This window comes from Bacillus sp. FSL R7-0166, assembly GCF_038008935.1.
Taxonomy (GTDB): domain Bacteria; phylum Bacillota; class Bacilli; order Bacillales; family Bacillaceae; genus Bacillus; species Bacillus altitudinis.
In genome coordinates this window covers 2,089,183-2,102,013 of record NZ_JBBPAC010000001.1, presented here as the reverse complement: position 1 = coordinate 2,102,013, position 12,831 = coordinate 2,089,183, and the positions used below count along the sequence as shown (strand labels likewise).

The 12,831-nt window shown below is 42.2% G+C and carries 15 protein-coding genes; 14 read left to right on the top strand and 1 reads right to left on the bottom strand.

All coding sequences use genetic code 11. The annotated features are described in order from the left end of the window. The first annotated feature begins 108 nt into the window (after positions 1-108). The 14 genes from deoB to lysA all read left to right on the top strand — a co-directional run bounded on the left by deoB (position 109) and on the right by lysA (position 11,633). On the top strand, positions 109-1,293 hold the full coding sequence (deoB, locus tag NST01_RS10740; RefSeq protein WP_341041922.1) for a phosphopentomutase: 1,185 nt from the start codon (positions 109-111) through the stop codon (positions 1,291-1,293). A gap of 11 nt (positions 1,294-1,304) precedes the next feature. Then, complete coding sequence (locus NST01_RS10735) at positions 1,305-2,117, top strand: purine-nucleoside phosphorylase (RefSeq protein ID WP_019743098.1); 813 nt, start codon at positions 1,305-1,307, stop codon at positions 2,115-2,117. Between the two features lie 159 nt (positions 2,118-2,276). Further along, on the top strand, positions 2,277-3,431 hold the full coding sequence (locus NST01_RS10730) for a D-alanyl-D-alanine carboxypeptidase family protein (protein WP_207209295.1): 1,155 nt from the start codon (positions 2,277-2,279) through the stop codon (positions 3,429-3,431). Positions 3,432-3,587: 156 nt separating this feature from the next. Beyond that, entirely contained in the window at positions 3,588-3,941 is a 354-nt protein-coding gene (spoIIAA, locus tag NST01_RS10725) for an anti-sigma F factor antagonist (protein WP_007501053.1), read from the top strand. Next, a complete protein-coding gene (gene spoIIAB, locus NST01_RS10720; RefSeq protein ID WP_007501052.1) occupies positions 3,938-4,378 on the top strand; it encodes an anti-sigma F factor in 441 nt (146 codons plus the stop codon). The genes spoIIAA and spoIIAB overlap by 4 nt, the downstream gene beginning before the upstream one ends. A 12-nt stretch (positions 4,379-4,390) precedes the next feature. Beyond that, positions 4,391-5,158 carry an RNA polymerase sporulation sigma factor SigF gene (sigF, locus tag NST01_RS10715; RefSeq protein WP_007501051.1) on the top strand — a complete coding sequence of 256 codons (768 nt, stop codon included), beginning with the start codon at positions 4,391-4,393 and terminating at the stop codon, positions 5,156-5,158. A 114-nt stretch (positions 5,159-5,272) separates the two neighbouring features. After that, positions 5,273-5,893 (top strand): stage V sporulation protein AA, encoded by a 621-nt coding sequence (locus tag NST01_RS10710; protein ID WP_024718931.1) that lies wholly within the window; start codon positions 5,273-5,275, stop codon positions 5,891-5,893. Further along, on the top strand, positions 5,883-6,299 hold the full coding sequence (locus NST01_RS10705) for a stage V sporulation protein AB (protein WP_045034337.1): 417 nt from the start codon (positions 5,883-5,885) through the stop codon (positions 6,297-6,299). Before NST01_RS10710 ends, NST01_RS10705 begins: the two co-directional genes overlap by 11 nt. 20 nt (positions 6,300-6,319) lie before the next feature. Further along, positions 6,320-6,772 carry a stage V sporulation protein AC gene (spoVAC, locus tag NST01_RS10700; protein ID WP_024718929.1) on the top strand — a complete coding sequence of 151 codons (453 nt, stop codon included), beginning with the start codon at positions 6,320-6,322 and terminating at the stop codon, positions 6,770-6,772. A gap of 12 nt (positions 6,773-6,784) precedes the next feature. Continuing rightward, on the top strand, positions 6,785-7,801 hold the full coding sequence (spoVAD, locus tag NST01_RS10695; RefSeq protein ID WP_341041921.1) for a stage V sporulation protein AD: 1,017 nt from the start codon (positions 6,785-6,787) through the stop codon (positions 7,799-7,801). Further along, positions 7,801-8,151 carry a stage V sporulation protein AE gene (gene spoVAE / locus NST01_RS10690; protein ID WP_007501045.1) on the top strand — a complete coding sequence of 117 codons (351 nt, stop codon included), beginning with the start codon at positions 7,801-7,803 and terminating at the stop codon, positions 8,149-8,151. The genes spoVAD and spoVAE overlap by 1 nt, the downstream gene beginning before the upstream one ends. A gap of 6 nt (positions 8,152-8,157) precedes the next feature. After that, complete coding sequence (locus NST01_RS10685) at positions 8,158-8,766, top strand: stage V sporulation protein AE (protein ID WP_007501044.1); 609 nt, start codon at positions 8,158-8,160, stop codon at positions 8,764-8,766. Further along, a complete protein-coding gene (locus tag NST01_RS10680) occupies positions 8,720-10,192 on the top strand; it encodes a spore germination protein (RefSeq protein WP_007501043.1) in 1,473 nt (490 codons plus the stop codon). Before NST01_RS10685 ends, NST01_RS10680 begins: the two co-directional genes overlap by 47 nt. A gap of 115 nt (positions 10,193-10,307) precedes the next feature. Then, the gene (lysA, locus tag NST01_RS10675; protein ID WP_008344445.1) at positions 10,308-11,633 is read left to right on the top strand and encodes a diaminopimelate decarboxylase; all 1,326 of its coding nucleotides are present in this window, start codon (positions 10,308-10,310) and stop codon (positions 11,631-11,633) included. Between the two features lie 40 nt (positions 11,634-11,673). Here lysA and NST01_RS10670 read toward each other — a convergent pair whose 3' ends face one another. After that, entirely contained in the window at positions 11,674-12,558 is an 885-nt protein-coding gene (locus tag NST01_RS10670) for a DUF1002 domain-containing protein (RefSeq protein WP_017359791.1), read from the bottom strand. Positions 12,559-12,831: the final 273 nt, after the last annotated feature.

The following is a 12,831-nucleotide window of genomic DNA, read 5'->3' as shown; positions in this document are numbered from 1 at the left end:
TATGGTTGTCAATTGACTTGAAAACGGTTTATACTTGAGATGTCTGACCTCTCCAGTTGTGAAAGGTGAAAGGTGAAAGGACAAGAATATTGAAGGAGGCGCTTTTTTATGCCTGATTATCAGTATAAACGTATTTTCCTCATTGTGATGGATTCAGTAGGAATCGGGGAAGCACCTGATGCTGCTGATTTTAATGATGTAGGTGCAGATACACTTGGACATATTGCTGAAAAAATGAACGGGCTTCATATGCCGAATATGGCGAAGCTTGGGCTAAGTCATATTAAAGAAATTAAAGGAATTCCAGCGGACGAAAAACCGCTTGCGTATTATGGAAAAATGCAAGAAGCATCCAACGGGAAAGACACAATGACAGGGCATTGGGAAATCATGGGTCTTTACATCGACACACCATTTAAAGTCTTTCCAGACGGCTTTCCAGATGAACTGTTAAATGAATTAAAAGAAAAAACAGGGCGTGGCATCATTGGAAATAAACCAGCGTCTGGTACAGAAATTCTGGATGAGCTTGGCGAAGAGCATATGAAAACAGGCGATTTAATCGTTTATACTTCAGCAGATTCTGTGCTGCAAATTGCTGCACACGAAGAAGTTGTGCCATTAGACGAACTTTACCGCATTTGCGAAATCGCACGTGAACTGACTTTAGATGAAAAATATATGGTAGGGCGCATCATCGCTCGTCCATTTGTCGGGGAGCCGGGGGCATTTGTTAGAACACCAAATCGTCATGACTATGCATTAAAACCATTCGACCGTACCGTCATGAATGAATTGAAAGATGATGGACTTGATGTCATTGCGATCGGAAAAATCTCTGATATTTATGATGGTGAAGGAATCACCTCTTCACTCAGAACGAAATCCAACATGGATGGAATGGACAAGCTAGTGGAGACGCTGAAAACAGACTTTACTGGGCTGAGCTTCTTAAATCTTGTCGACTTTGATGCGCTTTATGGACATAGAAGAGATCCAGAAGGCTACGGTAAGGCACTAGAGGAATTTGACGCACGTCTACCTGAAGTGTTTGATCTATTAAAAGAGAATGATCTGCTTGTGATCACAGCAGATCACGGAAATGACCCGGTTCATCACGGAACAGATCATACAAGAGAATACGTTCCGCTTATTGCTTACAGCAAAAAGCATCAAGAAGCGAATGAGCTGCCAACAGCGAAAACATTTGCTGATCTTGGGGCAACGGTCGCAGACAATTTCAAGACAACGATGCCAAAATACGGCACAAGCTTTTTATCTAAACTCAAATAGGGGGAAATCACGTGGGAGCACAGTTTTCAGAAGCGGCGGCATATATTAAACAAGCATCGACATATGTACCAACAGTTGGATTGATTTTAGGTTCAGGTCTTGGCATTTTAGCCGATGAGATTGAAAATCCAATCAAATTGAAATATGAAGATATTCCTGGATTCCCTGTTTCAACAGTAGAAGGGCATGCAGGCCAGCTCGTCATTGGAACGCTGAAAGGCACGGTCGTTTGTGCCATGCAAGGACGTTTCCATTACTATGAAGGGTATGATATGAAGCAGGTGACATTTCCTGTCCGTGTGATGAAAGAAATCGGCATTGAGACATGTATTGTGACAAATGCAGCGGGCGGTGTGAATACATCCTTCCATCCTGGCGATCTCATGCTGATTACAGATCATATCAATATGATGGGAACCAATCCTTTAATTGGACCAAACGACAGTCAAGGGGTTCGTTTCCCTGATATGTCTGCACCGTATGATAAAGATTTGCTGGCACTTGCAGAGAAAACGGCTAAACATTTAGGTATATCTGTGCAGCAAGGGGTTTATGCAGGAATGACAGGCCCTTCATATGAAACGCCGGCAGAGGTTCGTTTCCTCAGAACGCTTGGCGCTGATGCAGTCGGTATGTCGACTGTGCCAGAAGTGATTGTAGCACGTCATGCAGGCATAAAAGTACTTGGTATTTCATGCATCTCTAATGCGGCTTCAGGTATTTTAGATCAGCCGCTTTCTCATGATGAAGTGATCGAAGTGACGGAAAAAGTGAAAGCAAGTTTCCTTGATTTAGTGAAAGAAGTTGTCAAACAACTCTCATAGATCGTGTGAAAAAGCCTTCTGTTCATGAAACAGAGGGCTTTTTTTTATGGCAATCAAACGATCTCTGAATAAAACAGCCTTTATGAGGAAAAAATAGAAAGGATTACGATAATGGAGGTCTGCCACTTGAAACGTCATATATGTGCATTGTTTACTTTAATGATCCTTATTTCAATGGTTTCACCATCAGCGATGGCAAAAGAAAAGATTGAAAAGCCAGGAGAAAAACAAACATCAGAATTGGCGCATGAAGCCAAATCAGCCATTTTAATGGAACGTGACACGGGAAAAGTGCTTTACAACAAAAACAGTGATGAAAAGCTTGCCCCTGCAAGTATGACCAAAATCATGACGATGCTTCTCATCATGGAAGCGATGGATCAAGGGAAATTAAAAATGACTGATAAAGTAAGAACGAGCGATCATGCAGCATCTATGGGAGGCTCACAAATTTTCCTTGAACCGGGAGAAGAAATGACGGTTAAAGACATGCTAAAAGGCATTGCGATTGCGTCAGGAAACGATGCTTCAGTTGCCATGGCAGAACATATTGCTGGATCTGAAGAACAGTTTGTTGAGCAAATGAACAAAAAGGCAAAAGAGCTTGGGCTCACCTCGACAGTCTTTCAAAATCCAACAGGACTTCCTGAAAAAGATCATTACAGCACGGCTCATGATATGGCAAAAATGGCGAAAGAGCTGTTGAAATATGAAGAAATCACCAAGTTCACAGGTGTATACGAAGACTATCTTCGTCAGAACACGGATAAAAAATTCTGGCTTGTGAATACAAACCGTCTCATTAAATTTTATCCAGGTGTGGATGGGGTGAAAACAGGGTTTACAGGCGAGGCAAAATACTGTCTAACGGCATCCGCTAAAAAAGGGAACATGCGCGTCATTGCTGTTGTATTCGGCGCAAGCACACCAAAAGACAGAAATGCTCAAGTTGTCAAAATGCTGGATTACGCTTTTAGTCAATATACAACGCATCCTCTGTACAAGCGTGGTCAAGACGTAGCAGAGATCAAAGTGAGCAAAGGGAAAAAGAAAAAAATTAAGCTTGTCACGTCTGAACCGATTTCTCTTCTAACGAAAAAAGGCGAAAATGTCGATCAGATCAAAAAAGAAATTAAATTAACTCAAGATGTCACAGCCCCATTTTCAAAAGGAACGAAACTTGGCACCATCATCTTGAAAAAAGATGGAAAAGTGCTTCATGAAAGTCCTGTTGAAGCGAAAGAAGATATGGAAAAAGCCGGTGTTTGGACGTTCTTCAAACGGGCGATGGCCGAATTTGTTAAATGGAAGTAAAAGGTGAAGACTGCTGCAACTGGCAGTCTTTTTTGCTATGAACGAAAAGAACATCTAAATGTGACGAATGATCACTAGTTTTGTCATGGTGAAGGATTTGCATGTGAAGAAAGAGAAACATTCTTTATCCGAAAATAGAGCAAGGAGGAAGAAAAGATGAGCCTTGGTATTGATTTTCAAATAAAAGAGAGCGTACTTTGCATTCGGTTGACAGGGGAGCTTGATCATCACTCCGCAGAGGCATTGAGACAAAAGGTGACGAATTATTTGGAAACAGAGGACATTCGCCACATCGTGCTGAATTTAGCTGATTTATCGTTTATGGACAGCTCTGGCCTCGGAGTGATTTTAGGAAGATACAAAGAAATTAAACAGCTTGGCGGTGAAATGGTCGTCTGTGCGATCTCGCCAGCAGTGAACCGTTTATTTGATATGTCCGGCTTGTTTAAAATTATTCGTATGGAGCCTTCAGAGCAAACTGCGCTGCAAACATTGGGGGTGGCATCATGACAAATGAAATGAATCTGACTTTTTCTGCTTTAAGTCAAAACGAATCCTTTGCGAGAGTAACGGTGGCAGCATTCATCGCTCAGCTTGATCCAACATTAGATGAGCTAACAGAAATCAAAACCGTTGTATCAGAGGCGGTCACGAACTCGATCATTCATGGGTATGATGGGAATCCAGACGGTAAGGTGCACATTAGCGTCACGCTGGATGACCATATTGTGTATCTGACGATTCGAGACGAAGGCATGGGCATTTCAGATCTTGAGGAAGCAAGGCAGCCGCTTTTTACGACGAAACCAGACTTAGAGCGTTCCGGGATGGGTTTTACGATCATGGAGAACTTTATGGATGATGTCATGGTGGACTCATCTCCAGAAATGGGCACAACGATCCGCTTAACAAAGCATCTATCAAAAAGCAAAGCGCTTTGTAATTAAGGAGCTGCTCATATGGATGTGGAGGTAAAAAAGCAAGCAAAAAAAGCACAGCTGTCTAATGATGAAGTGAAACAGCTCATCAAAAAAAGCCAAGACGGAGATCAACAAGCAAGAGACCTCCTCGTAGAAAAAAACATGCGTCTTGTTTGGTCCGTTGTTCAGCGCTTTTTAAATAGAGGATATGAACCAGATGATCTATTCCAAATAGGCTGTATTGGCCTGCTGAAATCTGTTGATAAATTTGATTTGTCTTATGATGTGAAGTTTTCGACGTATGCCGTTCCAATGATCATTGGTGAAATTCAGCGTTTCATTCGTGATGATGGAACCGTCAAAGTCAGCAGGTCTTTAAAGGAACTTGGAAATAAAATCAGGCGGGCAAGGGACGAATTGTCTAAATCTCATGGTAGAATGCCGACTGTTCAGGAAATCGCTGAATATCTGGACATCACACCTGAGGATGTTGTCCTTGCTCAAGAAGCGGTCCGCTCACCATCATCTATTCATGAAACCGTGTATGAAAATGACGGCGATCCGATTACGTTACTCGATCAAATTGCCGATCATTCCGAAGAAAGATGGTTTGATAAAATTGCGCTAAAAGAGGCGATTAAAGAATTAGAAGAGCGTGAGAAACTGATTGTCTATTTAAGGTATTATAAAGACCAAACACAATCAGAAGTAGCAGAAAGACTCGGAATTTCCCAAGTGCAAGTCTCACGGCTTGAAAAGAAGATTTTAAAACAAATCCAAATGCAAATGGATCAAAAAGACAGCTAGCCAATTCGGCTGGCTTTTTTTGTGTGGTAATTACCGGTAAATCAAGTTCTTTCAGTATGAGAACCATTTTTCACCACATACTATTTTTAACCCATCGTATAGGAAGTGACTTGGATGGACGGACAAATCTTTATTCGGCTGCGCCATCGGATTAAGACTGGTAATGATCAGCTTATTTATTTAGAGGATATCGCCCAAATCACTGGAGATGACAGTGCTGTGCAAAAGCTGAGCAAAATGCCGATATACCATGTCAGCAAAAAGGATCGTCACATCGTTGTGTTAGATATCATGCATGTGGTCAAAACGATCAAAAAAACATGGCCTGACATCGACATTCAAACGGTCGGAGGCTCAGAAGCCATTGTTGAAATAGACACAGGTAAACGCCAACTGTCCCCCGTATTATTCGTGTTTGTATGGCTCCTCTTATTTGTCGGAGCGGCCCTTGCCATCATGAATTTCCATGAGGATGTTAGTATGCGGCTTGTTCATATCCGCCTTTACGAGATGATTACTGGAAACACGGTTGAGCATCCGTATTTATTACAAATTCCATATAGCTTTGGACTCGGTTTTGGCATGATTTTATTTTTCAATCATGTGTTTAAAAAGCGTTTAAACGAAGAGCCAAGCCCGCTTGAAGTGGAAATGTTTAAATATCAGCTCGATCTTGATCATTATGTCGCACTCAATGAAAACAAAGAAACATTGAAAGATATCCATGATCGGTAAATGGCTTTTTGTGGTGCTTGTTGGGCTCGGCGGCGGTTTAACGGTAGGGGCAGGATTTGTGGCGTTTCTCACAGTGCTTGGTATTATCCCTCGATTAATGCAATTAACGAAAACGCAGCGTTTTATTCAAGGATATGAGGCTGCCGTGATAAGTGGAGCGATCGTTGGCGGCTGGGCTACTTTAAGTCAAGTCCATATGCATTTATCCAAATGGCTGGCGCTACCGATCGGTCTTTTATCTGGCATTTTTGTTGGCATGCTTGCTGCCGCACTCACTGAAGTGTTAAATGTACTTCCTATCTTAACGAAAAGAATTGGAATGGACGGGAAAATTGTGCTGCTGCTCATGGCCATCGTCTTAGGAAAGGTGTTTGGCTCGCTATTTCATTGGCTTATTTATATTTAAAAATGTGGAGGGAACAACACGTGTCAAGTTTAAAAGAGAACTATCCATCTAAAGTGAAAACGTATCAGCCGAAACCTCCTTATGTACTGAACTGCATCAAGGCTTTTCTTGTCGGCGGTTTGATTTGTGCGATAGGCGAGGGATTGCAAAATTTCTATATTACTTTTTTTGATTTTAATGAGAAGACAGCAGGGAATCCAACGGTGGCGACCCTTATTTTAATTTCTTCTATTTTAACTGGTATTGGTATTTACGATAAAATCGGCCAGTTTGCTGGAGCGGGATCAGCTGTCCCGGTGACAGGATTTGCAAATAGCATGACAAGTGCGGCTCTTGAGCATAAAAGTGAAGGGCTTGTGTTAGGTGTAGCGACCAACATGTTTAAACTGGCTGGGAACGTCATTGTGTTTGGTGTCGTCTCGGCATATGTCGTAGGGATTATTCGATACGTCTTGGAAAAGATGTTTTCGTAGGAGGAATAAAACGTGAAACTAACAGGTAAGCAATCTTGGGTATTTGAACACAAGCTTTATGTGAATGCGGAAGGAACAGCTGCAGGACCGAAAGAAAAAGAAGGCCCAATCGGTCATCTCATTGATAAAACCTATGATGAAATGCACTGTTATCAAAAGAACTGGGAAATGGCTGAAAGGCAGCTCATGGATGATGCCATATCAATGGCCTTATCAAAAGCGAATTTGCAAAAAAGTGATATTGACCTTTTGCTGGCAGGAGATTTACTAAACCAAAACGTGACAGCCAACTATGTGGCAAGAGAACTCAAAATCCCGTTTCTTTGTTTATTTGGTGCCTGCTCCACATCAATGGAATCAGTCGCCATTGCCTCAGCGTTAATAGATGGTGGGTTTGCCAATAAAGCACTTGCTGCGACAAGCAGTCACAATGCGACGGCGGAGCGGCAATTCCGTAATCCAACAGAATATGGCGGGCAAAAACCAGATACAGCCACAAGTACAGTGACAGGGAGCGGTGCTGTCGTCATCAGCCAAGAACCTTCCCAAATTCAAATTACAAGTGCCACCGTCGGACGGGTGATGGATCTTGGGATTACAGATCCATTCGATATGGGTTCGGCTATGGCGCCTGCAGCGGCAGACACAATCAAACAACATTTAGAAGACTTAGGAAGAACAGTAGATGATTATGATCTCATCCTAACAGGAGATCTATCTGGAATTGGATCGCCTATTTTAAAGGATCTTCTGAAAGAAGATGGCATTCAGCTTGGACGGAAGCATGATGATTGCGGATTAATCATATACACACCTGATCAAAATGTATTCGCTGGAGGCAGCGGCTGTGCCTGTTCAGCTGTCGTGACATTCAGTCACATCTTTCAAGAAATGAAAGCAGGGAATTTGCAAAGAGTATTGGTTGTAGCAACCGGGGCGCTTCTCAGCCCAATGATGGTTCAGCAAAAAGAGACCATTCCAACCATTGCGCACGGAGTTGTATTTGAGCGTGCAGGAGGAGAAAGCTAATGGATTATTTGATTGCTTTTGTTGCAGGCGGACTGATTTGCGTGATCGGCCAGCTTTTACTTGATGTACTGAAGCTCACACCGGCACATGTCATGACGACCTTTGTTGTGGCGGGGACGATTTTAGACGGGTTTGGTATTTATGATAAATTTATTGAATTTGCAGGAGCGGGTGCTACCGTCCCTATCGTAAGCTTTGGTCATAGCTTGCTTCATGGGGCGATGCATCAGGCTGATGTCCACGGATTTATTGGAATCGGAATTGGGATTTTTGAGTTAACCTCTGCTGGAATATCAGCTGCAATTTTATTTTCATTTATCATTGCACTTATCTTTAAACCGAAAGGATAACCTAATATGGGGCAAAGACGCAAAGTCATTTTAGTGACAGACGGAGATATATATGCTGCCAAAACGATTGAGCTTGTCGCCAAGAAAGTCGGCGGAAGATGTATTTCCAGCTCAAAAGGGAATCCGAGCAAACGAACAGGACCAGAACTGGTCCAGATGATTTTAAAAACGCCGTATGACCCAGTGTTTGTCATGTTTGATGATTCTGGCTTAACAGGTGAAGGAACAGGGGAGACGGCTATGAAGCACGTAGCACGTCACCCTGAAATTGAAGTGATTGGCGCCATTGCAGTGGCATCTAAAACCCATCAAGCGGAATGGACAAAGGTACATGTCTCCATTGACCGGGAAGGTGAACTGACAGAATATGGCGTTGACAAACATGGACTTCCAGAAATGGAACCACACAAAATGAGTGGAGATACAGTGTATTGTCTCGATTCACTACAGCTTCCGATTGTTGTCGGCATTGGAGATATTGGCAAGATGGGACGGAAAGATGATCTAAGCAAAGGGTCCCCCATCACAATGAAGGCAGTCGAATTAATTTTAGAAAGGAGCGGTTTCCATGAAGAAAGACAAGGTGCACGTGTACCGAGATCCGAAGAAAAATGAAGATTTTTTCAAAGACAATGTCGGGATGGGTCTCAGCTTTGACCTTGGCGTTCGGAAAATTTATGTCCATGATCAGGAAATCCAGCTTTACTATGTAAATGGATTATGTGATACACAATATGTGATCTATTTATTAAAAGAATTGATTGAAATCAATGACAACGAACCTGAATCAGATGATCTTGCACGTGTGGTAGAAAACCGTCTTGTCAATCAGCAAGTCTCAAAAGTTGAAACGCTTGATGAAGCAGTGGATCAAGTGTTGTCTGGACTTGTGGCAGTCGTTGTCGAAGGTGAAAATTACGCATTTATTATTGATGTCAGGAGCTACCCTGGCAGAATGCCGGAGGAACCGGATACAGAAAAGGTTGTCAGAGGTGCAAGAGACGGCTTTGTTGAAAACATCATTGTGAACACAGCACTCATTCGCAGAAGAGTGCGGGATGAAAAACTGCGATACAAAATGCTTAAAGTAGGCGAGCGTTCTAAAGCGGACGTCTGTGTTTGTTATATTGAAGACATAGCTGACCCTGATCTTGTTGATATTATCGAAAAAGAAGTGTCTGGGATTAAAGTTGACGGACTGACGATGTCTGATAAAACAATAGAAGAATTTATCATTAAGCAAGGATATAATCCCTTCCCGCTTGTGCGATACACCGAGCGCCCAGATGTAGCCGCTAACCATATATTAGAAGGGCATGTCATCATCATTACGGATACATCCCCTAGTGTCATCATTACACCAACCACTATTTTTCATCACGTTCAACATGCTGAAGAATACCGCCAGGCGCCAGCAGTTGGGACTTTTTTAAGATGGGTGCGTTTTTTAGGCATTTTATGTTCTACTTTTCTTTTGCCGATCTGGTTTCTTTTTATTCTAGAACCGAATCTTCTGCCAGACAATCTAAGCTATATTGGATTTAACAAACCCTCCCATATTCCTGTCATTCTCCAAGTATTCCTTGCTGATTTTGGGGTGGAATTTTTACGAATGGCGGCGATCCATACGCCGACCGCCTTGTCGACTGCCATGGGCTTGATTGCGGCCGTTTTAATTGGACAAATCGCGATTGATGTCGGTTTATTTACACCAGAGGTCATATTATACGTCTCGCTAGCAGCTATCGGCACATTCACCACTCCAAGTTATGAACTGAGTGTCGCTAATAAAATTATCCGACTGATCATATTAGCACTAGTAGCGATCTTTAAGCTGAATGGACTGATCATCGGTTTTACGCTGTTACTTATTTATTTAACATCCATTCGTTCCTTACAGACACCTTATATGTGGCCGTTCATTCCTTTTAATGGAAAGGCTTTGTGGCAAGTGCTCATTCGGACGTCTGTACCTGGCTCAAAAGTAAGGCCAAGCATCGTTCACCCTCAGAACAGATCAAAAATTCCGCCAAATTCTTAACGCTCGTTGAAAGTGGCTGAAGATTGTGATATTGTATTTTTAACTTTGAGAAACGGCAAAAGGCAGCTTGTGCAGCTGTCTTTTTTCAGCCGAGGCGGAGAAAGAGGGAATGACATTGTATTTACACGGCACTTGCAGACAAAATGAACTCGGACATTTAGAAATTGGTGGTGTTGATGCCGTTTCTTTAGCTGAAACGTATGGGACACCACTTTATGTATATGATGTGGCTTTAATACGGGAGCGTGCAAAAAGCTTTCAGAAAGCATTTATTGAAGAAGAACTAAAAGCTCAGGTGGCATATGCGAGTAAGGCGTTTTCTTCTATTGCCATGTTCCAGCTGGCAAAAGAAGAAGGCTTATCACTTGATGTCGTTTCAGGCGGGGAGCTGCACACAGCCATTTGTGCCGGTTTTCCAGTAGAAAAAATTCATTTCCATGGTAACAACAAAAGCAGAGAAGAATTAAAGATGGCACTAGAGCACGGAATTGGCTGTATTGTCGTTGATAATTTCTATGAAATGACGCTCATTGAACAGCTTGGTCAAGAGCTGTCAAAACAGGTGAAAGTACTACTCCGCATCACGCCGGGTGTCGAAGCACATACGCATGACTACATTACAACAGGTCAAGAAGATTCAAAATTCGGTTTTGACCTTCATAATGGACAAGCAGACGAAGCGGTGAAACAAGTGCTTAAATCAGAAGTGATCGAGCTCTTAGGTGTTCATTGTCATATCGGCTCACAAATTTTTGATACGGCTGGTTTTGTCCTTGCGGCAGATAAGATTTTCTTGAAGCTAGATGAATGGAGAGAATCATTTGGCTTTATTTCCACAGTGCTGAACTTAGGCGGAGGTTTTGGCATCCGTTATACAGAAGAGGATGAGCCACTGCCTGCGACTGAATATGTGGAGAAAATTATTCAAGCGGTGAAAGAAAATGTAGCCCGCTATGAATTTGAGATGCCTGAAATTTGGATTGAGCCAGGCCGTTCACTTGTTGGAGATGCAGGAACCACTCTTTATACGATCGGCTCATCCAAACATGTACCTGGCATTCGCGATTATGTAGCCATTGACGGCGGAATGAGTGATAACATTCGACCTGCTTTATATCAAGCGAAATATGAAGCAGCGAGCGCCAATAAAATGAGCCAAACGCATGATCAAACGGTGTCCATTGCAGGGAAATGCTGCGAGAGTGGAGATATGCTCATTTGGGATATTGATCTGCCAGAGTTATCACAGGGAGACTTATTAGCTGTCTTTTGTACAGGAGCTTATGGCTACAGCATGTCAAACAACTATAACCGTATCCCGCGCCCGGCTGTAGTATTTGTAGAAGATGGGGAAGCGCAGCTTGTCGTTGAGCGTGAGACATATGAGGACATTGTCAAATTGGATTTACCTTATCAATCAAAAGTGAAATCATCGACTTAAAAAAAGCTGCCTGATCATCAGGCAGCTTTTTCTATGACATTTATTTTCCACCAGTAAATACAGAGACGATCGCGTTCCAAATGGAGACAAAGAAATCCCAAATTTTCTGTAGAAGGTTTTTCCCTTCATCTGATTCTATGAATTTTGTAATCTTGTCTTTTGCTTTATCAATTTGAGATCCGACTTGTTTCCAATCGATATTGATATTTTTCATTTTATCGAAGAGAGAGACAAGTTGATCTTTTTGGTCCTGCGTCAGATTTAAGTTCAAATCAGAAGCGGCTTGATCTACTTTTTCTTCCACTTCTTTTGTTGTTTTAGGAACTCCATTTTTGGCAATGTCATCTTTGATTTTTGCAATTAGAGCAGAAGCATTGTCTTTTCCAATAGAGTCACCCAATTTAGATGTTGTTACAAGCTCTTCGTTAGCCACCTGTTTCACATCTTCGGGAATGGCTTTGTCGCTTGACACCTCATAGGCTTTTAATAAACCTGTCAGTGCTGCTGTGCCAGATACTTCAAACGGCGCCGTCACGACAACCTTTGCATCTTTCACGCCTGCGGTCATTAAAGCATTTAAATACATCTCATCTGTAATGGTCTTAATGTTATGTGTATCCACAGTCAGACCCGTACCTGATTTTTCAATAGTAATAGATGAAGATGATAATGCTCGAGTCCCGATTTGAGAGCGAGGGATATACTTTCCTAAATATTCGTGCTCTTCTTTATTGGTTACTTCAATTTTTGTCGCATTTTCAGGTGGATTCAACTCGTCAAGCACCTTCTGGCGATCAGCCGGTGTTAAGTCTTGCCCGAGTGTGACGATGACATCGCCGACAGCTGCATCCGCTAAGCTGACTTTTGGCGCACCAATCAGTAAAAGGAGCGCTGCCATCATACCAAGCATTGTTTTTTTAAACATGTTGACCTCCTTCAAGTCGAAAGCGTTTCTCGATGGTGAGAAACTCATCTTTTGAGTACATGATTTGAATCGTACTCCATCATATAGACGTAACAAATCAGTCTGACGTTTCAATTATCTTTTAAAGATGTTTGAAACCTCCAATATGATGAAGTGTTTTGCTCAGTCTGTGATCATTTCCTTAGGAGAAAAGGATCAAGCTCTTTTATTTTATCAATGTTGGCAAAAGAGGTAAATCACATTAGGTAAGCAGGGGATGTTTAACATGACCAA

Bases quoted from the DNA above. Each gene is read 5' to 3' on its own strand.
- deoB (WP_341041922.1), top strand. From the start codon at position 109: ATGCCTGATTATCAGTATAAACGTATTTTCCTCATTGTGATGGATTCA.
- NST01_RS10730 (WP_207209295.1), top strand. From the start codon at position 2,277: ATGATCCTTATTTCAATGGTTTCACCATCAGCGATGGCAAAAGAAAAG.
- spoIIAA (WP_007501053.1), top strand. From the start codon at position 3,588: ATGAGCCTTGGTATTGATTTTCAAATAAAAGAGAGCGTACTTTGCATT.
- spoIIAB (WP_007501052.1), top strand. From the start codon at position 3,938: ATGACAAATGAAATGAATCTGACTTTTTCTGCTTTAAGTCAAAACGAA.
- sigF (WP_007501051.1), top strand. From the start codon at position 4,391: ATGGATGTGGAGGTAAAAAAGCAAGCAAAAAAAGCACAGCTGTCTAAT.
- NST01_RS10710 (WP_024718931.1), top strand. From the start codon at position 5,273: ATGGACGGACAAATCTTTATTCGGCTGCGCCATCGGATTAAGACTGGT.
- NST01_RS10705 (WP_045034337.1), top strand. From the start codon at position 5,883: ATGATCGGTAAATGGCTTTTTGTGGTGCTTGTTGGGCTCGGCGGCGGT.
- spoVAE (WP_007501045.1), top strand. From the start codon at position 7,801: ATGGATTATTTGATTGCTTTTGTTGCAGGCGGACTGATTTGCGTGATC.
- NST01_RS10685 (WP_007501044.1), top strand. From the start codon at position 8,158: ATGGGGCAAAGACGCAAAGTCATTTTAGTGACAGACGGAGATATATAT.
- NST01_RS10680 (WP_007501043.1), top strand. From the start codon at position 8,720: ATGAAGAAAGACAAGGTGCACGTGTACCGAGATCCGAAGAAAAATGAA.
- NST01_RS10670 (WP_017359791.1), bottom strand. From the start codon at position 12,558: ATGTTTAAAAAAACAATGCTTGGTATGATGGCAGCGCTCCTTTTACTG.